At 69.4% G+C, this 23,087-nt stretch carries 18 protein-coding genes; 10 read left to right on the plus strand and 8 right to left on the minus strand.

Translation table 11 applies throughout. The features are described from left to right. The first annotated feature begins 6 nt into the window (after positions 1 to 6). Positions 7 to 870, plus strand: a complete 864-nt coding sequence (gene fdhD, locus ACTWQR_RS09825; protein WP_443226559.1) for a formate dehydrogenase accessory sulfurtransferase FdhD — start codon at positions 7 to 9, stop codon at positions 868 to 870. A 204-nt stretch (positions 871 to 1,074) separates the two neighbouring features. Here fdhD and ACTWQR_RS09830 read toward each other — a convergent pair whose 3' ends face one another. Beyond that, positions 1,075 to 1,632, minus strand: coding sequence for an isochorismatase family protein (locus tag ACTWQR_RS09830; protein ID WP_443226560.1), 558 nt, complete (start codon positions 1,630 to 1,632; stop codon positions 1,075 to 1,077). 248 nt (positions 1,633 to 1,880) lie between these two features. On the opposite strand from ACTWQR_RS09830, the gene ACTWQR_RS09835 reads away from it, so the two are divergent. Continuing rightward, positions 1,881 to 3,800: an exo-alpha-sialidase gene (locus tag ACTWQR_RS09835; protein ID WP_443226561.1), complete on the plus strand. Its 1,920-nt coding sequence runs from the start codon at positions 1,881 to 1,883 to the stop codon at positions 3,798 to 3,800. 10 nt (positions 3,801 to 3,810) lie between these two features. Then, positions 3,811 to 5,043, plus strand: coding sequence for a DUF4185 domain-containing protein (locus ACTWQR_RS09840; protein ID WP_443226562.1), 1,233 nt, complete (start codon positions 3,811 to 3,813; stop codon positions 5,041 to 5,043). Here the strand turns inward: ACTWQR_RS09840 and ACTWQR_RS09845 are convergent. Continuing rightward, positions 4,982 to 6,025 (minus strand): bile acid:sodium symporter family protein, encoded by a 1,044-nt coding sequence (locus ACTWQR_RS09845; protein WP_443226563.1) that lies wholly within the window; start codon positions 6,023 to 6,025, stop codon positions 4,982 to 4,984. The genes ACTWQR_RS09840 and ACTWQR_RS09845 overlap by 62 nt on opposite strands. Positions 6,026 to 6,165: 140 nt before the next feature. Here ACTWQR_RS09845 and ACTWQR_RS09850 point away from each other — a divergent pair, with 140 nt between their 5' ends. Together ACTWQR_RS09850 and ACTWQR_RS09855 are read left to right on the plus strand one after the other, a co-directional pair. Continuing rightward, on the plus strand, positions 6,166 to 7,032 hold the full coding sequence (locus ACTWQR_RS09850) for a LysR substrate-binding domain-containing protein (RefSeq protein WP_443226683.1): 867 nt from the start codon (positions 6,166 to 6,168) through the stop codon (positions 7,030 to 7,032). Positions 7,033 to 7,578: 546 nt separating this feature from the next. Beyond that, on the plus strand, positions 7,579 to 9,405 hold the full coding sequence (locus ACTWQR_RS09855) for an AMP-dependent synthetase/ligase (protein ID WP_443226564.1): 1,827 nt from the start codon (positions 7,579 to 7,581) through the stop codon (positions 9,403 to 9,405). A 143-nt stretch (positions 9,406 to 9,548) separates the two neighbouring features. Here ACTWQR_RS09855 and ACTWQR_RS09860 read toward each other — a convergent pair whose 3' ends face one another. Continuing rightward, a complete protein-coding gene (locus tag ACTWQR_RS09860) occupies positions 9,549 to 10,340 on the minus strand; it encodes a heparin lyase I family protein (protein WP_443226565.1) in 792 nt (263 codons plus the stop codon). Positions 10,341 to 10,626: 286 nt separating this feature from the next. On the opposite strand from ACTWQR_RS09860, the gene ACTWQR_RS09865 reads away from it, so the two are divergent. Continuing rightward, the gene (locus ACTWQR_RS09865; RefSeq protein WP_443226684.1) at positions 10,627 to 11,418 is read left to right on the plus strand and encodes an aldo/keto reductase; all 792 of its coding nucleotides are present in this window, start codon (positions 10,627 to 10,629) and stop codon (positions 11,416 to 11,418) included. Positions 11,419 to 11,524: 106 nt separating this feature from the next. Here the strand turns inward: ACTWQR_RS09865 and ACTWQR_RS09870 are convergent, their stop codons facing one another. Further along, on the minus strand, positions 11,525 to 12,094 hold the full coding sequence (locus ACTWQR_RS09870; protein ID WP_443226566.1) for a winged helix-turn-helix domain-containing protein: 570 nt from the start codon (positions 12,092 to 12,094) through the stop codon (positions 11,525 to 11,527). A gap of 166 nt (positions 12,095 to 12,260) precedes the next feature. Here ACTWQR_RS09870 and def point away from each other — a divergent pair, with 166 nt between their 5' ends. Then, a complete protein-coding gene (gene def / locus ACTWQR_RS09875; RefSeq protein ID WP_443226567.1) occupies positions 12,261 to 12,938 on the plus strand; it encodes a peptide deformylase in 678 nt (225 codons plus the stop codon). A 372-nt stretch (positions 12,939 to 13,310) separates the two neighbouring features. Continuing rightward, a complete protein-coding gene (locus tag ACTWQR_RS09880; protein WP_443226568.1) occupies positions 13,311 to 13,514 on the plus strand; it encodes a hypothetical protein in 204 nt (67 codons plus the stop codon). Between the two features lie 79 nt (positions 13,515 to 13,593). Here the strand turns inward: ACTWQR_RS09880 and ACTWQR_RS09885 are convergent, their stop codons facing one another. Next, positions 13,594 to 14,559 carry a DMT family transporter gene (locus tag ACTWQR_RS09885; RefSeq protein WP_443226569.1) on the minus strand — a complete coding sequence of 322 codons (966 nt, stop codon included), beginning with the start codon at positions 14,557 to 14,559 and terminating at the stop codon, positions 13,594 to 13,596. 154 nt (positions 14,560 to 14,713) lie between these two features. Between ACTWQR_RS09885 and ACTWQR_RS09890 the strand changes: the two genes are divergently transcribed. Further along, the gene (locus ACTWQR_RS09890) at positions 14,714 to 15,397 is read left to right on the plus strand and encodes a glycoside hydrolase family 75 protein (RefSeq protein ID WP_443226570.1); all 684 of its coding nucleotides are present in this window, start codon (positions 14,714 to 14,716) and stop codon (positions 15,395 to 15,397) included. 99 nt (positions 15,398 to 15,496) lie between these two features. On the opposite strand, the gene ACTWQR_RS09895 is transcribed toward ACTWQR_RS09890, so the two are convergent. The 3 genes from ACTWQR_RS09895 to ACTWQR_RS09905 form a co-directional block, all read right to left on the minus strand. After that, a complete protein-coding gene (locus ACTWQR_RS09895) occupies positions 15,497 to 16,381 on the minus strand; it encodes a class I SAM-dependent methyltransferase (RefSeq protein WP_443226571.1) in 885 nt (294 codons plus the stop codon). Between the two features lie 213 nt (positions 16,382 to 16,594). Continuing rightward, positions 16,595 to 18,304: a glycoside hydrolase family 6 protein gene (locus ACTWQR_RS09900; RefSeq protein WP_443226572.1), complete on the minus strand. Its 1,710-nt coding sequence runs from the start codon at positions 18,302 to 18,304 to the stop codon at positions 16,595 to 16,597. Between the two features lie 12 nt (positions 18,305 to 18,316). Next, a complete protein-coding gene (locus tag ACTWQR_RS09905; protein ID WP_443226573.1) occupies positions 18,317 to 19,843 on the minus strand; it encodes a cellulose binding domain-containing protein in 1,527 nt (508 codons plus the stop codon). A gap of 253 nt (positions 19,844 to 20,096) precedes the next feature. Between ACTWQR_RS09905 and ACTWQR_RS09910 the strand changes: the two genes are divergently transcribed. After that, positions 20,097 to 23,012: a glycoside hydrolase family 48 protein gene (locus ACTWQR_RS09910; protein ID WP_443226574.1), complete on the plus strand. Its 2,916-nt coding sequence runs from the start codon at positions 20,097 to 20,099 to the stop codon at positions 23,010 to 23,012. Positions 23,013 to 23,087: the final 75 nt, after the last annotated feature.

The raw sequence follows: 23,087 nt of genomic DNA on the forward strand, positions 1-23,087 counted from the left end.
CAGGACATGGGACGAGTCACGGAACGACGCAAGGTGATCCGCATCCGGGACGGGGCGGTCTCCACCCGCCCGGACACGCTCGTCGCCGAGGAACCACTGGAGATCCGCCTCAACGGAAAACCCCTCGCGATCACGATGCGCACCCCGGGCGACGACTTCGCGCTCGCGGCGGGCTTCCTGGTCAGCGAGGGGGTTCTGGGCGCGGCCGACGAGTTGCAGAACATCGTGTACTGCGCCGGCGCCACGGTGGACGGCTCGAACACGTACAACATCGTCGACGTGAAGACGGCGCCCGGCGTCGTCATTCCCGACATCACGCTCGAACGCAACGTCTACACGACCTCGTCCTGCGGCCTGTGCGGCAAGGCGAGCCTGGACGCGGTCCGTACGACGGCCCGCTGGACGATCGACGACACGGCGGGCGACACGACTCCCCCGGTGCGGCTCGAACCCGAACTCCTCGCGAGCCTCCCCGACCGGCTTCGCGCGGCGCAACGGGTCTTCGACCGGACCGGGGGCCTGCACGCGGCGGCCCTGTTCACCGAGGACGGCGAGCTGCTCGACATCCGGGAGGACGTGGGCCGGCACAACGCGGTCGACAAGCTGGTCGGCCGCGCCCTGCAGAACGGCTCGCTGCCGCTCTCCCGCACGGTGCTGCTGGTCTCGGGCCGGGCGTCCTTCGAGCTGGCCCAGAAGGCGGTGATGGCGGGCATCCCGATGCTGGCGGCGGTCTCGGCCCCGTCCTCGCTGGCCGTGGACCTGGCCGCCGAGTCGAACCTCACCCTCGTCGGCTTCCTCCGGGGCGCCTCCATGAACGTGTACGCGGGCGAGCACCGCATCGCTCTGCGGACCGCGGCCGCCCAGGGCTGACCGGTCTCCCCGCGACACGGCGGCGGGGCCCCGACCCGGCGGGGAGCGCCCCCTGCGCCGGAGGGGCCCCGCTGTGTTTTTCAGCGCTCGGTTCGCCTCCGGGGCGCCAAGCGCTCCGCGCGAAGAGCCGCCACAGCAGCGTCTTCGTCTGCGAGCGCGTGGCGGCTGGGCGTGCCCCTTCGGCTCACTCGCGGGCAAAGGGCTTTACGTGATCCCCGCTCGCCCCTTGGCGAAATGCACCTCCGAGGCCGTGACGACGGTCCCCAGGCGCGGGAAGTTCAGCTTCACGGCGGCCTCGTGTTCGGGAGCGGTGAGGGCGGCCATGGCGTCCTCGACCAAGACGAGGCCGTAACCGAGGTCGCCGGCGGCGCGGGCGGTGGACTCGACGCCGAGGTTGGTGGCGACTCCGCCGAACACCAGCGTGGAGACCCCGCGCTCGCGGAGCCGCTCGTCCAGACCCGTGCCCTGGAAGCCACCGATGGTCCGCTTCACGATCTCGAGGTCGCCGTCGGCCGCGAGCCCGGCGACCAGTCCACTGCCGGGCGGCTGCTCGGCGACGCCGGGCCGTTCGACGCGAACGAGGACGACGAGCGCGCCCACCGCGCGGAAGGCGGCCGCCAACTCCTCAGCGACGGAGACGACTTCGGGGCCCTTGTAGGGCTCCAACGGCAGTCCGACGATACGGTCCATCAGGTCGATGAGCACGAGGGCGGTGCGCGCGGGGTCGAGGGCGAGGCGGGGCTCGGTGTCAGCTGCGGTCATGACGGAACGTTAGCCCGCATCAGCCGTCCGTACCGGAAATCCGGATCAACGGGCTCGTGAACTGCTCTCGCCTGGCCCCCTGAGCCTCCGTCAGGCAGTGGTGGGGCCGCCGCACGCGCTCTTCCCAACACGACCGTGCACGCTCCTTGTGGGCCGTCGGAGGCCCAAGTAGCGTCTGTGTCCGTGCACGTCGGACGTGGGATGTCCAGATGTTCAGATGTCCAGACGCATGAAGGGCAGGCCGCACCATGCCGTCAAGTCTTCGCGCACGCCGCCTCAGATCCACCCTGACAGCGCTTCTCACCACCGCAGCGTTACTCGCCCTGCCGAGCCCGGCACAAGCCGAACCGGCCGCCCCGGAGACGGGCTTCGAGCAGCAGGTGCTCTTCAAAGCCTCTCAGGATCCCGGTTACGCCTGTTTCCGGATCCCGGCCGTCGTGAAGACCACCAAGGGCACCCTGCTCGCGTTCGCCGAGGGCCGGGTGAACGACTGCAGTGACGCCGGCGACATAGACATCGTGCTCAAGCGGTCCACCGACGGCGGCCGCACCTGGAGCCCGCTCCAGGTCGTCAACGAGGGCGCGGGCGACACGCACGGCAACCCCGCCCCGGTCGTGGACCGCGAGACCGGCCGCATCGTGCTGGCCGAGACGTACAACACGGGCCGCACGGACGGCGGCAACTGCCAGATCCCCTGCGACCGCACCCCGCACATGCAGCACAGCGACGACGACGGCCGCACCTGGTCCGAGCCGCGCGACCTCAGCGACGAGATCCTCCCGGCGAACTGGAACTCCTGGTACGCCACCGGCCCGGTGCACGGCATCCAGCTGACCCTCGGCAGGCACGCGGGCCGGCTCGTCTTCGGCGTCAACACCGAGACCTGGGAGGGCGAGCGAAGCGAGACGGGGGTCCCCCCGGCCGGAGGCGTAGGGAGGGTCACCGCCAACCACGCCGCGCTCATCGTCAGCGACGACGGCGGCGACCACTGGCGGATCGGGGCGACGGACTCCTGGCCGATACCGGCCGAGGGCACGTTCCGCCAGAAGCCGTCCGAGATCACCATGACCGAGCGCGCCGACGGGACGATCATCGTCAGCGGCCGTGAACAGGACGGCACCGATCTCGGCCACCGCAGTCAGGCGTTCAGCCGCGACGGGGGCGACAGCTTCGTCGCGCCCTTCCGCGCCCTTCCTGACCTCTACACACCCCAAGTCCAGGGATCCACACTGCGGTTCGGCGACCGGATCCTGCTCGCGTCTCCTGGCGACCCGGACCGCCGCCGCACGATGATGATCCGCTCCTCGTACGACGGCGGACGCACCTGGGACAGCGTGGACCGTGGCACCGTCGTCACCAGGGACTGGTCCGGCTACTCGGACCTGGTGGGGATCGGCGCGGACACCGTGGGCCTGATGTACGAGGGCGGCACGGTGGACGCGCGCGACGAGATCCGTTTCGCGCGGTTCACCGAGGACTGGCTGGAACCGCGACGCGGCCCCGACCCCACCACGGCCGACCTCGCTCCGGAGGCGCGTCGGGCGGCGGTCCTCGGGGGCGCCCGCGCGACGGCCGGCGTGTTCGGCGGCGCCATGGAGTTCGACGGCACCGACGCCGCCGTACGCCTGCCGTACCGCGACGAACTGACGCTCGGGACAAAGGACTTCACGGCGTCGCTGTGGTTCCGCTACACGGCCGCCACCGGTGAGCAGCCGCTGCTGTGGATGGGCGGGATCGGCACCACCCAGCCGCAGGTGTGGCTGCGCGGCGAGCCCGCGAGCGACCGTATACAGGGGCTGATCACCGCCCGGGACGGCGCGAGCGCCCCGAGGTCCGCGTCCGTGCGCACGACCGGCGCGTACAACGACGGCCGGTGGCACCATCTGGCGCTGCGTCGCGGCGCCGGACAGCTGACCCTGTTCATCGACGGCACGTCGCTCAGCACGGTGGACGTGCCGGGTTCCGTGAGCCGCAACTCGCCGTTCGGCGTCCATGTGGGCCAGCGGCTCGACAGCCGCGCGCACTTCACCGGCGCGATCGACGACGTACGGGTCTACGACCGGGCGCTGAGCGACGCGGAGCTGACCGGCGTCCGCACGGCCAACGCCGCTGTGACCCGGGACACCGTCCTGTGGCTGCCCATGGACCGGGTGAGCGGCAGCCACTAACGTCCCGGGCGTGCCCGACAACACCCGAGCACGACAGCTCACGGGGACCGGTCTTGGCCTGCTCCTGGCCCTGGTCCTCGGAGCCGTGCTGCTCACCGCCCTCCCGGAGGACGAGGACCGGGAGGGCGCGTGCGGGGCCCGTAAGGTCACGTCCTGGACCGCCGACTCCACACTCACGGGCGAGTTCGCGCGGTACGGGGACGACCCCGCGCGGACCGACGACTGGACCGGCGGCGACGGCACGCACTCGCTGCGGCTGCCGGACGGGCGGGTGCTGTGGCTGTTCTCGGACACGTTTCTCGGCCAGGTGTACCGGCCGCCGAACCTGGCGGGCGAGTCCTACGCGTGGCGGGACACCAACACGCCCCTGGTGCGCAACTCGGCCGTGGTGATGACCGACGGCCGCCTCCGGCGCACCCTGCCGGCGCCGCTGTTCCCGGACCCGGCCCCGGGGCAGTGGCGCTGGCCGGTGGCGGCCCGGGTCGAGCCCCGCTCCCCCGGCTCGTCCGAGCAGGTCGTACGGGTCATGCTGTGGACCCGTACGAACGGCGCGTACCCCTGGATCTACGGCGTCCCCACCGCCACCGAGGTCGCCACGCTCTCGCTGCCCGACCTGCGCGTCGAGGGCATCGTGAAGGTCCTGGACCAGCAACGGGTCCAGGACCCGGCGCGGCGGGTCCTGTTCGGCACGACCGCGCTGACCGACGACGGGAACTGGACGTACGTCTTCGGCGGTGACGACGCCCGGGCCGCCGCGCGCCCCGCCTCGAAGGCGTACATCGCGCGCGTGCCCCGCGGCAGGCTGGCGGATCCGGCCGCGTGGCAGTACTGGGACGGCGAGCGGTGGACCATCCCGTCACACATGAGGCCCGTACTGGGTGACGGTGAGCGGAAGGGGGTGGGCAGCGCGTTCACGGTCGTCCGCGACGGGGGGACGTACGTGCTGTTCACGATGGCGGCGGGCGCCGAGGGGCTGACGACCATCACCTCGTACTGGGCGTGCTCGCCCACGGGGCCCTGGCACGGGCCCGGCAAGGGCTTCAGCCCGCCGCTGCCCGAGCAGCGCGCGGGCGTGGCGGCGTACAACCCGCAGCTCCACCCTGCGCTCGGCGAAGGCGGGCTCGTACTGAGCTACGACGTCAACTGGCTGGACACGACCGGCGTTTCGGCGCAGGCGAACCTCAGTCGGAACGTGTCCCTGTACCGACCGCGATTCGTGACTCTGCGGCTGGGGCCTGGTTGACGGCCGGCTGCGCCTCGGGGTCGTGGGAGCGGCGTTTGGCGATGACCGCGCAGACGATGAGCTGCATCTGGTGGAAGAGCATCAGAGGCAGTACGGCCAGTGAGGCGTGAGCGCCGAACAGTACGCTCGCCATGGGCAGTCCGGCCGCCAGGGACTTCTTCGACCCGGCGAACTGGACGACGATCCGGTCCTCGCGACTGAAGCGCAGCGCCTTCGCCCCGTACCAGGTGATCGCGAGCATCACGGCGAGCAGCACGACCTCGACCCCCAGCAGGCCTGCCAGGCGGGCCGGGCTGACCTGGTGCCAGATGCCCTGCACCATGCCCTCGCTGAACGCGGTGTAGACGACCAGCAGGATCGAGCCCCGGTCGACGAGGCCGAGGATCTTCTTGTGACGGGCGATGAAGCCACCTATCCAGCGCCGGAGCAGTTGGCCGGCCACGAACGGCACGAGCAGCTGCAGCACGATCTTGAGAAGCGAGTCCGCGGAGAACCCGCCCCCGGTGCTGCCGAGAAGTGTCGCCGCGAGCAGCGGGGTGATCACGATGCCCGCGAGGGAGGAGAAGGAGCCCGCGCAGATCGCCGCGGGCACGTTGCCGCGCGCGATGGACGTGAAGGCTATCGAGGACTGGACCGTCGAGGGCACGAGGGTGAGGAAGAGCAGGCCGGTGTAGAGCGAGTGGTTCAGGAACACCGGTTCCAGCCCCCGGGCCGCCAGCCCGAGCAGCGGAAACATCACGAAGGTGCAGGCCAGGACCGTTACGTGCAACCGCCAGTGCCGCAGTCCGTCGACCGCCTCACGGGTCGACAGGCGTGCCCCGTAGAGGAAGAAGAGGAGGGCGATCGCGGCGGTGGAGGCGGCGTCCGCGACATCGGCGCCGTTGCCCCGGGCGGGGAGGAGGGCTGCGAGGCCCACTGTCCCGAGCAGCAGCAGGATGTACGGGTCGATCGGCAGCCAGGACGGCCACTGCAGGCGTTTCACGGTGCTCCACTACTTCGATGCGTTGAGTTCAGATCGTGCCCTCTCCATCGTCCTCTCCCGGACCGTGATCGGGAATCCGTCATACCGCTCTGACTGTCATCACGCATCACGATGACCGCGCTAGCCTGGGCACCATGACGGTGTACGACCCTTCGCAGCTGCGTACGTTCCTCGCGGTGTCCCAGACGCTGAGCTTCACGCAGGCCGCCCGCCGCCTCGGACTGCGCCAGTCCACGGTCAGCCAGCACGTGCGCCGCCTGGAGGACACCACCGGGCGACAGCTGTTCTCACGGGACACCCACTCCGTGGAGCTGACGGAGGACGGCGAGGCCATGCTCGGCTTCGCACGCCGCATTCTGGACGCGCACGAGCAGGCGGCGGCGTTCTTCACGGGGACGCGGCTGCGCGGCCGGCTGCGCTTCGGCGCCTCGGAGGACTTCGTCCTGACCCGCCTGACCGAGATCCTGGAGGGCTTCCGCCACGACCACCCCGAGGTCGACCTGGAGCTGACCGTCGAGCTCTCCGGCACCTTGCACGAGCAACTGGCCGACGGAAAGCTCGACCTGGTACTGGCCAAGCGGCGCCCCGAAGACCCGCGCGGCGAACTGGTCTGGCACGACCACCTGGTCTGGATCGGCGCGGAACGCCTCCGGCTGGATCCCGACCGCCCGGTCCCGCTGATCGTCTACCCGCCGCCCGGGATCACCCGAGCCCTCGCCCTGGAAGCCCTGGAACGCCAGAGCCGCGCCTGGCGCATCGCCTGCACCAGCGGCAGCCTCAACGGCCTCATCGCGGCCGCGCGGGCGGGCCTGGGGGTGATGGCCCACTCCCGGGGCCTGATCCCACCGGGCCTGGTCCGCGTCCCCGACCGCGCGGGACTGCCCGAACTGGGCGAGGTCGAATTCGTCCTGGTGCACGGCAGACGCCGAACCTCGGCGCAGGAAGCGGCAGACGCCTTGGCGACCAAGATCCTGGCAGCGGGAGACCGACTTCACCGGGGACGTTGAAGACCCGGCATCCGGGAGCGCGCCCCTCAAGGGGCGCGGGGCTGTCACATTTTGCGGCTGAAATGGAAGCCCTGGTCGCGGGTGTGACGGGAACGCCGCCCGACGCGCTGGTACTGGTGTTGGTGCGGGCACCTCGCCAACGGCTGGGCGCGTCGCCCGAGAGCGCGGTCCCGGCGCACCGAAGGCGATGAGGGGCAGCCCCGCAGGGGCGCCCCTCAGGGGCAGCCCCGCAGGGGCGCCCCTCAGGGGCGCGGGGAACTGCCCGACCAGCCCAAACCGACCCGCACGCCACAAACGACAGCCCCCACCGAGCACCCACCCGCCAAGCCAGCGCAGCGTAATCGCGTCGTACAGATTCCGTGGAGATTACGGGCCCGAAACCTACGGAGCCGTAAGGATTCTGTCCCGGCCTCCCCCCTTGTGGCCGTATTTAAATGGCTGACCAGTGCCGATGCCCTGCCTCCAGGTGCTCCGACGCCCCTCCCGCTGTGGCGCCCGGTGGGGTAGCTTTCACGGCGCTGTGCGGAGCGCCACAAGGAGCGGGGATTGCGCGAGTTCACCAACCCTCCATTGGCGTCGGCACCGCCGGTGGGCGGTCTGGCCGATGCTGTCTTCGAGCACGCCCTCGAAGACCCCCTCTACATCGCGCTCGGCCGCAAGGACGACCGGGGCGAGTGGCGTGACGTGACGTCCGCGGAGTTCCGCGACGAGGTCCTGGCACTGGCGAAGGGGTTGCTGGCCCACGGCATCCGTTTCGGCGACCGGGTCGCGATCATGTCCCGTACGCGCTACGAGTGGACGCTCTTCGACTACGCGCTGTGGTCCATCGGCGCCCAGGTCGTGCCCATCTACCCCACCTCGTCGGCCGAGCAGGTCTTCTGGACGCTGCACGACTCGCAGGTGTCGGCCGCGATGGTGGAACACGAGGACCACGCGATGACGATCGCCACGGTCATCGACCGGCTGCCGATGCTGCACAAACTCTGGCAGCTCGACGCGGGCGCCGTGCAGGAGCTGTACGAGGCGGGCGCGCACATCGACGACGAGGTGGTGCACCGGCACCGGCGCGCGGTCACACCCGAGTCGGTCGCCACGATCATCTACACCTCCGGCACCACCGGCCGCCCCAAGGGCTGTGTCCTGTCCCACGCGAACTTCATGTTCGAGTCGAACACGGTCACCGAGCGCTGGGAGCCGCTCTTCCGCTCCAAGCGCGGCGACGAGGCGGCCACCCTGCTGTTCCTGCCGCTCGCGCACGTCTTCGGACGGATGGTGCAGGTCGCGGCGATCCGCGGCAGGGTCAAGTTCGGTCACCAGCCGCAGCTCAACGCGGCGGCCCTGCTGCCCGACCTGGCCGCGTTCCAGCCGACGTTCTTTCTCGCCGTGCCGTACATCTTCGAGAAGGTCTTCAACGCGGCGCGCAGGAAGGCCGAACGGGAGGGCAGGGCGGGCCCCTTCGAGAAGGCCGTCGAGGTCGCCGTACGGTACGCGGACGCGGCGGAGGCGAAGGCCTGGGGCATCGGACCCGGGCCCTCGACAGCGCTGCGGATGCAGCACCAGCTCTTCGACAAGCTCGTCTACTCCAAGATCCGTACCGCGATGGGCGGACGCGTGAAGCACGCGATGTCCGGCGGCTCGGCGATGGACCGACGGCTCGGACTGTTCTTCGCGGGCGCGGGCGTGCAGATCTACGAGGGCTACGGGCTGACGGAGTCCACGGCCGCCGCGACCGCCAACCCGCCCGAGCGCACCCGGTACGGCACCGTGGGACAGCCGATCCCGGGCACGACCGTGCACATCGCGGACGACGGCGAGATCTGGCTGAGCGGCGACAACATCTTCCAGGGCTATCTCAACGACCCGAAGGCCACCGACGCCACGCTGCACGACGGCTGGCTCGCCACGGGCGACCTGGGCGCGCTCGACGAGGACGGCTACCTCACCATCACCGGGCGCAAGAAGGAAATCCTGGTGACCTCCGGCGGCAAGAGCGTTTCGCCGGGGGTCCTGGAGGAGCGGGTGCGGGACCATCCGCTGGTCGCGCAGTGCATCGTCGTCGGCAACGACCGCCCGTACATCGCGGCGCTCGTCACCCTCGACGGGGAGGCCGTCGAACACTGGCTGACAATGCGCGGCAAACCTCAGCTGACGCCGTCCGAGCTGGTGCGCGATCCCGACCTGGAGACGGAGGTGCGCCGGGCGGTGGTCGCCGCGAACACACTCGTCTCCCAGGCCGAGTCGATCCGTACGTTCCGGATACTGGCTCATCAGTTCACCGAGGAACAAGGGCTGTTGACGCCCTCGCTGAAGCTGAAGCGGAAGGCGATCGAGAACGCGTACTCGTCGGAGGTCGAGGCGCTGTACCGGGCGTAGCGCTCGGCGGTTCGGCCGAGATACCGCGGGTTGTTTGTCGACTGCGGGGTTGTTTGTCGGCTGCGGGGCTTGTTTGTCGGCTGTGGACCGGTTGTGGCTGGTCGCGCGGTTCCCCGCGCCCCTTCAGGGGCGCCCGGCCGCGCTCACACCAGTTGGTAGCCCCGCATGTTCGTAAGCAGCAAGTAGCAGTCCTGCAAGGACCCCGACGTGTCGCCGAGGGAGCGGTAGATGCCCCACTTGGGGCGTACTCGGTCGGCCAGGAACGTGTCGACGCCCGTTCTCGACTTGTCGATGATCGTCGTGGAGCCGTTCTTGAGGATCCAGCGGACCGAGCCGGCCGAGCCGTTGCCGACCTTGATCTGGAAGTCGACGTCGATCCACTTGTTGTGCAGCGGCTCGAGGTTCGTACGCCCGACGAGGATGTCGTCGCTGAAGAGCTTCAGTTCGATGGTCTGCACGCCGTTCACCCGGCGAAGCGACTGCACGACGATCGGCGAGGATCCGGAGCCGGGCTGCTTCATCTGCATGATGTGGGTGAAGGTGGTCGTGGCCTTCAGGGAGCTGGGGATGTACATCGAGTACGTGACCCGCCAGGTCTGGCCCTCGGTCCACTTGAGGTAGTCGCTGCCGGAGCCGTTGCGCAGGCCGGTGACCTCATGGCGCTGACGGTCCGTCGAGGTGTCGCGGTCGACGGTGTGCATGTTGAAGCGCCAGTTGTTGCCCGTGGCGTAGATGTGCGGGGAAGCCGCGGGGTGCGAGTCGGCGCGGTCGTCCTCGAGGGTCTCGAAGGCGCCGAGCCCGTCGGCGCTCGCCGACGGGGACCACTTCAGCTGCCAGGAGGCGGCGTGCGCCCCGGTGGCGGCGGGCAGACCGACGACCGTCGCGGCCGCGCCGCCAAGTGCCGCGCCCAGCAGGTTCCTTCTCGTGGTGCTCACAGACCTCTCACCCCATCCTGTCGTTCACGTACATGCACTGAGTTCAGTGACATGCGAGTGGCATGCGGCAGCGTCCATGGGATGACAGGACTCGGTCAATGGTCTGGACCGATAAGGTGGAACCGCTGGAGCGGTTTCCGGCCAATTTCCCGCTCCGTCGGCGAACGCACGGGACAGGAATGCGCAACGACCCGTGATCGTTGACGATGGGAGTACCACCCGCCGACTGAAGGATCGAGAGCTCGTGAGCAAGGTCCCCCCGATCATCCTGAACAACGGCGTCGAGATGCCCCAACTGGGCTTCGGAGTCTGGCAGGTGCCGGACGACGAGGCGGAGCGGGCTGTCGCCACCGCGCTGGAGGCCGGGTACCGCAGCATCGACACCGCCGCGATCTACGGCAACGAAGAGGGCACCGGCAAGGCCCTCGCCGCCTCCGGTATCGCCCGCAAGGATCTTTTCGTCACCACAAAGCTCTGGAACAGCGACCAGGGGTACGACTCGACGCTGCGCGCCTTCGACACGTCTCTGGAGAGGCTCGGCCTCGACTACGTCGACCTGTACCTCATCCACTGGCCGATGCCGGCCAAGGGCGGGGACATCGACACGTACAAGGCCTTCGAGAAGCTGTACGCGGACGGCCGCGCCAAGTCCATCGGCGTCTCCAACTTCCTTCCGGAGCACCTGGCGAAGCTGATCGACGCCACGTCCGTCATCCCGGCCGTCAACCAGATCGAGCTGCACCCGCACCTGCAGCAGCACGCGGCCCGCGAGTACCACGCGGAGCAGGGCATCGCCACGGAGGCCTGGTCGCCGCTCGGCCAGGGCAGGGGCCTGCTCGAAGTCCCCGCCATCGTGGCCATCGCCCAGAAGCACGGCCGTACGCCCGCGCAGATCGTCCTGCGCTGGCATCTCCAGCTCGGGAACGTGGTGATCCCCAAGTCCGTGACGCCGTCCCGGATCAAGGAGAACATCGAGGTCTTCGACTTCTCCCTCGACACCGAGGACATCGCCGCGATCAGCGCACTCAACGAGGACCGTCGCCTCGGCCCGGACCCGGCGATGTCCCACCAGGACTGACCAACGGTCGTACGGCACACGGTCGTACGGCAGACGAGACGGTCGTACGGCAGACGGTCGTACGGCACTCGGAGCCGCCGCCCGATTCGCTCGGGCGGCGGCTTTGTCATGCGCCCGAGGCACCCTGGTCATTGGCATCCTGACCATCGGGCAGCAGCGGGAAGAGCCGGGCGACGAGGGCGACGGGCCTGGCGGTGTCCGGGCGTGCGAGGGGCTGCTGCTCCCGGTGCCGATACCGGTCGAGGGTCTGCCGTACGGACTCCGCTACGGCACGCATCTCCTCCGGCGTCAGGTAGACGACGCCGCTGAAGGCCTCGTCCTGCCGCCACTCGCGCGGCGCCCGCTCCCGACGGTCCAGCCACCGCTGGTAGCTCTCGTCCTCCAGGCCGCGGGCCAGCTCCCCGAACTCCTCGGGCTCCTCGACCTGCCCGTCAGCGGCGCCGGTTGCCGGGTCCGCCCCCTTCCGCAGCCGCCACGGCTTGGCCCGCCCACCACTGCGCGGTACCTCCTCGATCCGCCCGTACCGCGCGAGTTGCCGCAGATGGAACGAGCAGAGCCCGGAGCTGTAGCCGAGCCGCCCGGCCGCCTGCGTGGCGGTGAGGGTGCCGACTTCGGCGAGCAGATCGAGCAGGCCCGCACGCACCTCGTGCTCGGGCAGAACGTCCTCTTCAGTCACTTTGCAAAGTCTGCTACTTTGCAAAGAGCTTGGCAAGCGCGTGTCTGCACAAGCCGGGTGTGAGCCCTGTGTGAGCAAGGGCGCGGGCGCGAGGACATGAGCGTGAGAGCGCGTAGGCCGCACGCGAGCTCCAGGAAGCAGGCAGGAGCAGGAAGAGGGAAGGGTGATGACCGCAGTGTCCGTTGATCCCGGGCGGCCGCCGGCCCGCGTCGACCGCCGAGTCCGTGTGCAGGGCGAGCCGGTCGACGGCCCGTATCCGCCGCTCGCTCCCGAGGCCCGGCGTGGTTCCGTGCGCCGGATCACGGAGGTCGGCGAGGAGGTTCTGCACCGACCCTGCCGCGAGGTGACCGAGTTCGGCACCCCGGAGCTGGCCGCTCTGGTCGACGACCTGTTCCTGACGATGTACGTCGCCGAGGGTTGCGGCCTCGCCGCGAACCAGGTCGGCGTCGGCCTACGGCTGTTCGTCTACGACTGCCCCGACGAACACGGCGTCCGCCACGTCGGCCACATCGTCAACCCGGTCCTCGACCAGTCCGCCCCGGCCACCCGGCGCCTGATCGACGACACCGAGGGCTGCCTCTCCGTCCCCGGCGCGGGCATGTCCGTCCCCCGCCCCGACCACACCGTGGCCCGCGGCTACGACCAGCACGGCAATCCCCTCGTCATCGAGGGCACCGACTACTTCGCCCGCTGCCTCCAGCACGAGACCGACCACCTGTACGGCCACCTCTACCTTGACCGGCTCTCGAAACGGGACCGCAAGGACGCCCTGCGGCAGATGGCGGACCGTCGTGAGGCGGTGTTCGCACGCCGCACCAAAACGGCGGCCGAGTTGGGCCGTTGACTCTCGGCAGGACGGCGACCGGCGCCACCAGAGGCGGGCCAGAGGTCGGCCTGGGGGGAGTGCCTGGGAGGTGCCTGAGACGTGGCTGGGAGGATGCCCAGGACACGCCCAGGACATCTCTGGGAAGTGTCCGGGACGTGTCCCGGACATGTCTCGCCACGAGTCGGCGCGCACTCTGCCCGCGGGGTGGCCCACCTCGGTGCGGACGACCGGATATCTGACGTGTAGCGCTCCTCACCTTGCCTGCTGACGCCCGTCCGGCTGGCAGTAGGATGTAATGGACTTGCGCACGTAGAGTTGACGAGTACCGACCGTCACCGGTCGACAACTCCGCTCTGGATCCGCGCGACCCTTAACCCTGGACGGTTGTGCATGACTGCTGCCCATTCCCCTCTCGATCCTGCCCAGCCGGAGCAGAACACGGACGGCTCGCCCGCCGCGCCGCAGCACCACGATCTGTTTCTCCAGCCGCGCTACACCATCGAGCTGCCGCCCCTGGACGAGGAGGAGGACACCTTCTCCCCGCCTTCGCCCCCGCCCGCACAACGGCGGCGCGGAGCGCCCCGAGGCCGCTGACTCCCGCTCGCCGTACGTACGGCGCCGTGATCACCGGCCGGTTCGCCGGGCTGGGCCGTGTCCGCCTCGATCGGGCGATCTACGCCCCCTCGCGTTCCCCCGGCTCTCCCGGCTCCGGGGTCTCGCCTCGCCACCCCACCGTCACGTACGCGCTCACCAGGATCAGTACGCAGCCCACCCACTGCGACGGCGTCGGCCGCTCGTCGAGCGCCACCGCCCCCAGGGCGAGCGCGCCCACCGGAGTGAGGAGGAGCAGCACCGCTCCGACGTGGCTGGGCAGCCGCGGTGAATACATGGCCACCAGCAGCCACCCGATCGCCCCGCTGCTCAGAGCCGCCGCCGCGAGCCAGGCCAGGGCGCGCCAAGGCGGTGCGAGATCGAGGGCACCCCAGAGCGCACCGATGAGTGCCGAGAAGGCGGTGGAGGAAACGATCACCACCGTGTAGGCCGTACGGACGTGCCCCTGGGAGCCGCCGCGGCGCAGCAGGAACAGGAAGCCCGAGTAGCACAGAGCCGCGAGGATCGCGTGGACGGTGCCCGCGGTGGAGTCCCTGCCGTTCACGCCGCTCTCCAGCAGCCCGCCCGTGAGGACGACGCCCACCATCATCACGGGCAGCCAGACCAGAAAGCGGCGGCCCACGCGCTCCCGGTCCACGGCCCAGGCGAGCAGGGGCACGAGCGCCACCTGGACATTGACCAGCACCGTGGACAGACCCGCGCCGACCTCGGCGATCGCCTTCGTCCACAGGACCATGTCGCCGGCGAAGAGTGCCCCGGCGACCAGGCTGTAGCCCACCTGGCGGCTCGGCGGTGGCCCCTCGCGGCGGTATTCGGGGATCGTCAGAACCAGCAGGACGGGGAGCGCCAGCAGGCAGCGGTACACGGACGCTGTGCCCGCTTCCGTGCCCGACAGGTCCAGAAAGACCGGCGACAGGGAGAGCGCCACCGCCCCGGCCGCCTGTCCCCAACGGGGGCCGTGCGGAAGCAGGTTGACGGCGCGCCTCGGCGCCTCGGTGGGTGCGGTCGGCGTGGACCGGCGGAGCACGACGCTCTCCCCTCACCACGGGTCGAAACCAAGATCCGCCCGGGTACCCGTGCATCGGCCACCTAATCGTGCGGCTCGACGCGGCCACGCAAGCGGTTCACCTCGTGCGGCAACCTGACAAGGAAAATCTCCTTACGGAAGGGGTCTCCCCACAGTGCGCACTCGGACACTGACCCTCGCCGCGGCCGCCGGTACCGCGCTTCTCGCCGCTGCGTCGCTCCCGGCGGACGCCGCTCCCGCCCAGGCCCGGGAGGGCACGGTCAGCGCCGCCGCCCTCCTCGCCAAGGTGACGTCCTGCTCCCGGATCTCCAACGGCAGGTACCGCACCGACGAAGGAGCGTCACCCTCCGTCCCCGTCTGCGGCAAGAACGGCGCGGTCTTCTGGAAGGCGGACATGGACATCGACTGCGACGGCCAGGTCACCGCCCGATGCAACGGCGACACGGACCCGTGGTTCCAGGGCGACACGGCCTTCCACCAGTCCGACGGCAGGCCCCTGAACTCGGAGAGACTCCCGTACGTCGTCGTGCCCCGCCCCAGCGGCACATGGAACTACGCCAACGCCGGGATCAAGGGCGGCGGGGTGGTCGCGGTCGTCCACGGCGACAAGGTCCAGTACGCGGTCGTCGGCGACACCGGCCCCGCGAGGATCATCGGCGAGGCCTCGTACGCCACCGCCAAGGCCCTGGGCATCGATCCCGACCCGGCGACCGGCGGCACAGGCTCGGGAGTGACGTACATCTTCTTCACCCGCTCACAGGTCTCCCCCATCGAGAGCCACAGCGCGGCGGTGGCCCTGGGCGACAGGCTGGCGAAGCGGTTCCTCCAGAACAACTGAACAGGCGGCGCGTTCCGGCGACGAGCACGACGACCCGGTGTCTGCCACGGGTGTCGCAGAGCGAAATCCGCCCGTAGCAGACTGGCCCCGCGTGGACCGCTACCCCTTCACCCCGACATACACCGTCATCGCCACCAGCAGGAAAACATCCGCCCGGTGATACACGCTCGCCTTGTCGTCCGGGTCGAGGAGCCGGTCGAGCGTGGCGAGATCATCCGCGTCGAGGCCGTCGGCGAGTCCCTCCCGGCGATGGCCGAGGCTGGTGGCGACGAAAGCCCGGCCCTCGTCCGAGAGAGGCGCGGGCAGGTCGAGCAGGAACGAGCGTGTGGCGGCGTGCCGCAGCCCGGCGGCGCCGAGCAGCGCGGGCCAGTCCTCGGTCTCTTCCACCGCGCCGGGCAACTCGGCCCGCATCCGCGCGAACCACTCCTCCTGTACCGCGTCCAGCCGGGACTGCAGCCCGGGCCGGCCGATGCCGATGTCACGCGGGAGGTAGCGCGAGGGCAGCCCGCCCTCCAGCAGGGCGAGGGTGCCGCCGGGCGCGAGCCGGTCCGCGAAGCCGGTGAGCGCGGCCCGCTGGTCGCCGACGTGGTGCAGGGACCTGCTGGCCCAGAGGAGATCGGCGGGATACTCCAAGTCGCCCAGCCCATCGGCCAGTTCGGCCTCCAGCGTGCTGAAGCGGTCGGCGATCCCGTGGCGGGCGGCGCGTTCGCGGGCCCGTTCCAGGAGAGGCTCCGCCCCGTCCACCGCGACGACGCGCGCCCCCGGGAACGTATCGGCGAGGAGGCAGGAGATGACTCCGGGCCCGCTGCCCGCGTCCACGATCAGCTCCGGCTCCGGCTGCCGCTCCCGCAGCCAGGCGGCGGCCTGTGCGTAGAGCGGGGTGAACAGTTCGGCCTCCTGCTCCAGCATGGGAAGCATCTCGGCGAAGTCCATGTGGGTGTGGCCGTGACCGTTGTCGTGGGCGTCTTCGTGGTGGTGTGCCATGGTTCCGAGCCTCTCGTTCGGGATGCGGCCAGCGTGCTCCACCACTCCCGGAAATGGCCACCACTGTTGCGGAAACAGCAACACGGATCAGCAAAAAGCAGCAACGCCCGCCCGGTTCATGACGCGGTTCCCCGCGCCCCTCAAGGGGCGCGGGGAACCGCGCGCTCAGCCACAGACGGCCCGCAGATGCCGAACCGCCCTACCGGCGGAGCGTCAGAGCGCCGGGTACGCGTTCTTCATGAGCTCCTGGAACTGCGCCGAGAACCAGTGCCCGGACAGCGGCGAGTTCGGCAGCGCGCCCGACATGTTGTTGTTGTTCCGGGGGTTGCCGGTGTACGTCGGGTCGCACATCCGGTCGAAGCCCTTGCCCTCGTCGTTCGGGATCGCCGAGCTGGACCCGTCGGACTCGCCCGGAGGCTTCATCCACACGTAGGCGTCGATACCGGTGGCAGGAGCGGCCTGCGGACGCTCGCCGAGGCCGGCGCCCGACTGGTTGCACCAGTTGCCCGCGTTGAAGCGGCGGTCATAGCGGCCACCGTCGACATAGGTGTCCACGCTGGTCTGCGGACCGGGACCGGCGGGCCGGGCCGTACCGCCCCAGCCGTTCCTGGACGTGTCGATCAGCATGCCGATACCGGAGTTGAAGCCGACCGAGACCAGCTTGTCGCGGAAGCCCTGCGCGAAGGACTGCTCGTCGACGTAGCGGTTCCAGTCGATCCACTTGGACTCACGGACCGACTTGCCCGCCACGTTGTCGTTGATCGTGAAGTTGTTCTCCTTCAGGGCGCTGTAGTTCGCCGTGTTGGTGATGAAGCCGTGCACATCGGCCACGGTCGCGCCCTCGGCGGTGGCGGCCTGCTTGAACATGTCGGCGGACGGGCCGAAGTTGTCGTCCCAGCCGATCCAGCCGTGGTGGCCGGCGTCCACGTAGTTGTAGACGTTGGGCGCGTCGCCGAGCTTGTTCAGCGCGTAGCCGACGCCCTTGATGTAGTTGCCGTTCGCCTTCATCGTGTCGCAGTTCGGGGTGGCGGTGACCCGCGGCGAGACGTTCGTGACCAGGTTCGGCAGCGAGTCGATCTCGACGGTCGTGACGATGCGCAGATCCGCGTACTTGCTGTCCGCGAGGATCGCCGCGATCGGGTCGATGTACTGGGTCTTGTACTTGTCGATCTCCGTCGGGCCGAGCTCGCCGTTGGAGGCGAGGGCCGCGCAGTCACGGCCGGGCAGGTTGTAGATGACGAGCTGGACGACCAATTCGTCCGAGCCCTTCTGCGTCAGCGCCTCGTCGAGGTGGTCGCGCAGGCCCATGCCGCCGTTCACGCCGTTGATCGCGGCGATCCGGTCGAGCCACACGCCTGTCGGCTGGTTGGCGATCCGGCTGCCTCCGGTCTCGGCGGCGGCCTTCGCGGACCACTCCGGGTTCACGTACACCTTGGCGCCCGAGTACGGGTTGTCGACCTTGGGACCAGTCGGGTCCGGCGGGTCCGTGGGGCCGCCGCCTCCGTCGTCGACGTTGCAGGTCACGCCGTCGAGCGTGAAGGTCGTCGGCATGGCGTTCGTGCCGCTGTAGGAGGCGTTGAAGCCGAAGCTGATGGAACCACCGGTCGCCAACGTGCCGTTGTAGCTCTCGTTGGCGGCGGTGACCGCCGTCCCGCTCTGGCTGAGGTTGGCGTTCCAGCCGTTGGTGATCTTCTGGTTTCCGGCGTACGACCACTTCAGGGCCCAACTCGACTTGGCAGCGCCGTTGTTGGTGACCGTGACCGCGGTGGTGAAGCCGGAGTCCCACTGGTTCTGCACCTTGTAGTCGACGGTGCAGGGGACGGCGGCCGCGCCGACGTCCGCGGGTATCGCCGCGGCGGCGGCGCCCGCGGTGCCGGCGACCATCGCCAGTGCCGCTAACAGTGCTGTTCTTGTACGGCTCATGTGTGCGGGTTCCTATCCGTTGAGGGATCCGTTGAGGGATCCGTCCAGGGAGCGCAGGTGATCGCGCAGCCCGATGCCGAACGACGTGGGAGTGCCGTCGTAGTTGGAGATGAGGGCCGGACCTGAGGAGCAGTCCCAGGTGTTCCAGGTCCAGCCGAGGTAGGAGAGGTTCCGGTCGTCGAACCACTTCATGACGCGGTCGATGAAGGAGTGCGCGCAGGTGTTCTCGCCGATCTCACCCGCCACGAGCGGGACTTGGGCGGCGACGGGCGCGAGCGTGGAGTCCCAGCAGCTTTCGTTGGAGCAGGTGTTGAAGTTGTAGACGTGCCAGGCGGCGGCGAGATTGCCGGTCGGGTCAGTGGGCTTGTACGTCAGCCACTGGCTCAGGTCGTTCGAGTACGCGAGTCCGCCGGCCAGGATCACGTTCTTGGCGCCGGTGCCGCGTATCGCGTCGATCAGGTCCTGCATTCCGGCCACCTCGTAGCCGATGCCGGGGCAGGTCCCGCCGTCGCGCCAGCAGGTCCACGCCTGGGTGGCGGTGGAGGTCGCGCGGTCCGGGTAGGGCTCGTTGAACAGGTCGAACACGACGGTCGCGTCGTCCTTGAAGGTGCTCGCGACGGAGGTCCAGAAGGACGGCGTGTACTGGGCGCCCGGCATCGGCTTCTGACAGCTGGCGTGCACGTCGGAGCAGCCCGCCGAATTGCCCGTGTACTGGCCGTGGGACCAGTGCAGTTCGAGCATCGGCGTCATGCCGTGGGCCTTGACCTTCGTCACCAGGTCCTTGACGGCGGCGATGTAGTTGGCTCCGCCGTACTCGGGCTTGATGTTGGAAAGTCCCAGCCAGCACTCCTCGTTGAGCGGAATGCGGACCGTGTTGGCGTTCCAGTCGGCGATCGCCTTGACGGAGGCGTCGTCGACGGGGCCGTCGAAGATGCCGTGGCCCTGGACGCACATGAACTCGCCGCCGGAGCGGTTGACACCGAGCAGGCGTCGGGTGGCGCCGTTCTCGTCGACCAGTTTGTTGCCGGAGACCTTCAGGGCGGGCGGTCCGTCCGTGGGCTCCGGCGGGTCGGTCGGGTCAGGCGGGTCGGTCGGGTCCGTCGGGTCCGGTGACGGCTCCGCGTCCACGTTGCATGTCGTCCCGTTGAGCTTGAAGGACGTGGGCGCGGCGCTGCTCCCCGCCGAGGAGGCGAGGAACCCGGCGCTGACGCTCGCGCCGGTGCCCAGCGAACCGTTGTAGCTCTCGTTGGCCGCTGTGACGGTGGTGCCGGACTGGGACCACTTGGCGTTCCAGCCCTGGGTGACTTTCTGACTTCCGGCGAAGTCGAATGTGAGGCTCCAACTGCTCACCGCTGCCGTGTTGTTGGTGACCTTCACGGCACCCTGGAAGCCGGCGTCCCACTGACTGGTGACCGAGTACTCCACCGTGCAGGCGGGTGCGGCTCCTGAAGCCGTGACAACCGGCGCGATCGCGGTGCCCACAAGGGCGACCGCGGCGGCGCCGACAACTAAAAGAGGTAAACGCGGGGGGTGTCGCATGAGCGAGTCCTTGCAGCTCGGTCGCGTCGTTACGGACGCGTCGACTGATGGAATCGCTCCCACTGGTGCGGATGAAGCTAGCGCCAAGTGTCGGCAAAGGACAGAGGAGTTGCACTCTTGATCTATCGAATCATTTCGACTCTTCAAACACCTTGACCCCTTGCACCCCCCTCCTCAATATGGGAGCGCTCCCACTGGTTCAAAGCTTGTTGCTCCTCCCCCATCTCCGAGCCGCAAGGAGAGGAACCAGAACATGGCACCAAGACGCAGACGCCGCCTGGCGCGGCGAATGTGGACCGCCGTGGTGGCGGCCCTCGCTCTCCCGATCACGATGCTCGCCACTGGCACAACTCCCGCTCAGGCGGCGGCAGTTCAGTGCAGCGTCGACTACAAGACCAATGACTGGGGCTCCGGTTTCACCGCCGAGCTGACGCTCACCAACCGCGGCACGGAGGCCATCAGCGACTGGACGCTGACGTACGACTACGGGGGCGACCAGAAGCTCACCAACGGCTGGAGCGGCACCTGGGCGCAGTCCGGCAAGACGGTCACCGTGAAGAACGCCTCCTACAACGGCACGATCGCCGTCGGGACGGCCGTCACGACCGGCGCGCAGTTCACGTACAGCGGCACCAACGCCGCGCCCACGTCCTTCGCGATCAACGGCACGGCCTGCACCGGCGCCCACCAGCCGCCGATCACCGTGCTGACCAGCCCCGCGGCGGGTGCCGTCTACTCGCAGGGCGACGCGGTCCCCCTCGCCGCGACCGCCGCGGCCGCCGACAACGCCACGGTCAGCAAGGTCGAGTTCTACGACGACACGACCCTCCTGGGCACCGACACCACCTCGCCCTACTCGCTCTCGGTCAATGGCTTGACCGTGGGCAGTCATTCGCTGCTCGCGAAGGCGTACGACAGCCTGGGCGCGTCGGCGGAGTCCACGCCGGTCGGCATCACGGTCGCCTCGGGTCCCGCCGTGGTCGCCACGCCGACCCAACTCGGCGTCCAACAGGGCAAGACGGGCACGTACGAGGTGAAGCTCTCGACGCAGCCGTCGGCGAACGTGACCGTGACGACGGCTCGGGCGAGCGGCAACACGGGCCTGTCCGTCACCGGTGGCGCATCGCTCACCTTCACCCCGTCGAACTGGAACACGGCGCAGAAGGTGACCATCACCGCCGACGCCTCCGGCACGGGTTCGGCGGCTTTCGAAACAACGGCCACCGGCCACGCCAAGGCCACCGTCACCGTCACCCAGCTCGCCGCGACGAAGGCGTACGACGCCCGCTTCCTGGACCTCTACGGGAAGATCACCAATCCGGCGAACGGCTACTTCTCCCCCGAGGGCATCCCGTACCACTCGGTGGAGACGCTGATCGTCGAGGCGCCCGACCACGGCCATGAGACGACATCGGAGGCGTACAGCTATCTGCTGTGGCTCCAGGCCATGTACGGCAAGGTGACGGGCGACTGGTCCAGGTTCAACGGCGCCTGGGAGATCATGGAGAAGTTCATGATCCCCACAAAGGCCGACCAGCCGACGAACTCCTTCTACAACGCCTCGAAGCCGGCGACGTACGCACCGGAGCACGACACTCCGAACGAGTACCCGGCGCAGCTGGACACCGGTGTCGCGGTCGGCCCCGACCCGATCGCGGCGGAGCTGAAGAGCGCGTACGGCACGGACGACGTGTACGGCATGCACTGGCTGCAGGACGTCGACAACGTCTACGGGTACGGCAACTCGCCGGGCAAGTGCCAGGCGGGCCCGTCCGACACCGGACCGTCGTACATCAACACCTTCCAGCGCGGGCCGCAGGAGTCCGTGTGGGAGACGGTGCCGCAGCCGACCTGCGACAACTTCACCTACGGCGGCACGAACGGCTACCTGGATCTGTTCACCAAGGACGCCTCGTACGCCAAGCAGTGGAAGTTCACCAACGCCCCCGACGCCGACGCGCGTGCCGTGCAGGCCGCGTACTGGGCGGACATCTGGGCCGACGAGCAGGGCAAGGGCTCCGAGATCTCGGCGACCGTCGGCAAGGCGGCGAAGATGGGTGACTATCTGCGCTACTCCATGTACGACAAGTACTTCAAGAAAATCGGCAACTGCGTCGGCCCGTCGACCTGTCCGGCAGGCACCGGCAAGGACGCCTCGCACTACCTTATGTCCTGGTACTACGCCTGGGGCGGCGCCACCGACACCTCGGCGGGCTGGTCCTGGCGCATCGGTTCCAGCCACACCCACGGCGGCTACCAGAACCCTCTGGCGGCGTACGCGCTCAGCTCCTACGCCGACCTGAAGCCCAAGTCGGCGACAGGGCAGGCGGACTGGGCCAAGTCCCTCGACCGGCAGCTGGAGTTCTACCGCTGGCTGCAGTCGAGCGAGGGTGCCATCGCGGGCGGTGCGACCAACAGCTGGGGCGGCCGTCACGCGACCCCGCCGGCCGGGACGCCGACCTTCTACGGCATGTTCTACGACGAGAAGCCCGTCTACCACGACCCGCCGTCCAACCAGTGGTTCGGCTTCCAGGCGTGGTCCATGGAGCGGGTCGCCGAGTACTACCAGCAGACGGGTGACGCGGACGCCAAGGTCGTCCTCGACAAGTGGGTCGACTGGGCGCTGTCCAAGACCACGATCAATCCGGACGGCAGCTTCCGTATCCCGAACACGCTCCAGTGGTCGGGCAAGCCCGACACGTGGAACGCGGCAACTCCCGGTGCGAACACAGGACTTCACGTCACCGTCGCCGACTACACCGACGACGTGGGCGTGGCGGCCGCGTACGCCAAGACCCTGACGTACTACGCCGACCGGTCCGGTGACACGGAGGCGAAGACGACGGCCAAGGCGCTGCTCGACGGCATGTGGGAGAACAACCAGGACCCGCTGGGCATCGCCGTCCAGGAGACCCGCGCCGACTACAACCGCTTCGACGACGGCCTGTACGTCCCGAGCGGCTGGACCGGCGAGATGCCGAACGGCGACCCGATCAACTCCTCGTCCACCTTCGACTCGATCCGCTCCTTCTACAAGGACGACCCGGCCTGGTCGAAGATCGAGTCCTACCTGGCGGGCGGAGCCGCGCCCACCTTCACGTACCACCGGTTCTGGGCCCAGGCGGACATAGCCCTCGCCATGGGCTCGTACGCGGAGCTCCTCGAATAGCCCCTGCTGCTCCGCGTACAAGGTCCTGCCCATCAGGACCCGGTCCGGGCGGGCCCCTTCACCTCCCGGGGGCCC

Origin of the sequence: Streptomyces sp. 2A115 (genome assembly GCF_052245575.1) — a bacterium.
Lineage (GTDB): Bacteria > Actinomycetota > Actinomycetes > Streptomycetales > Streptomycetaceae > Streptomyces.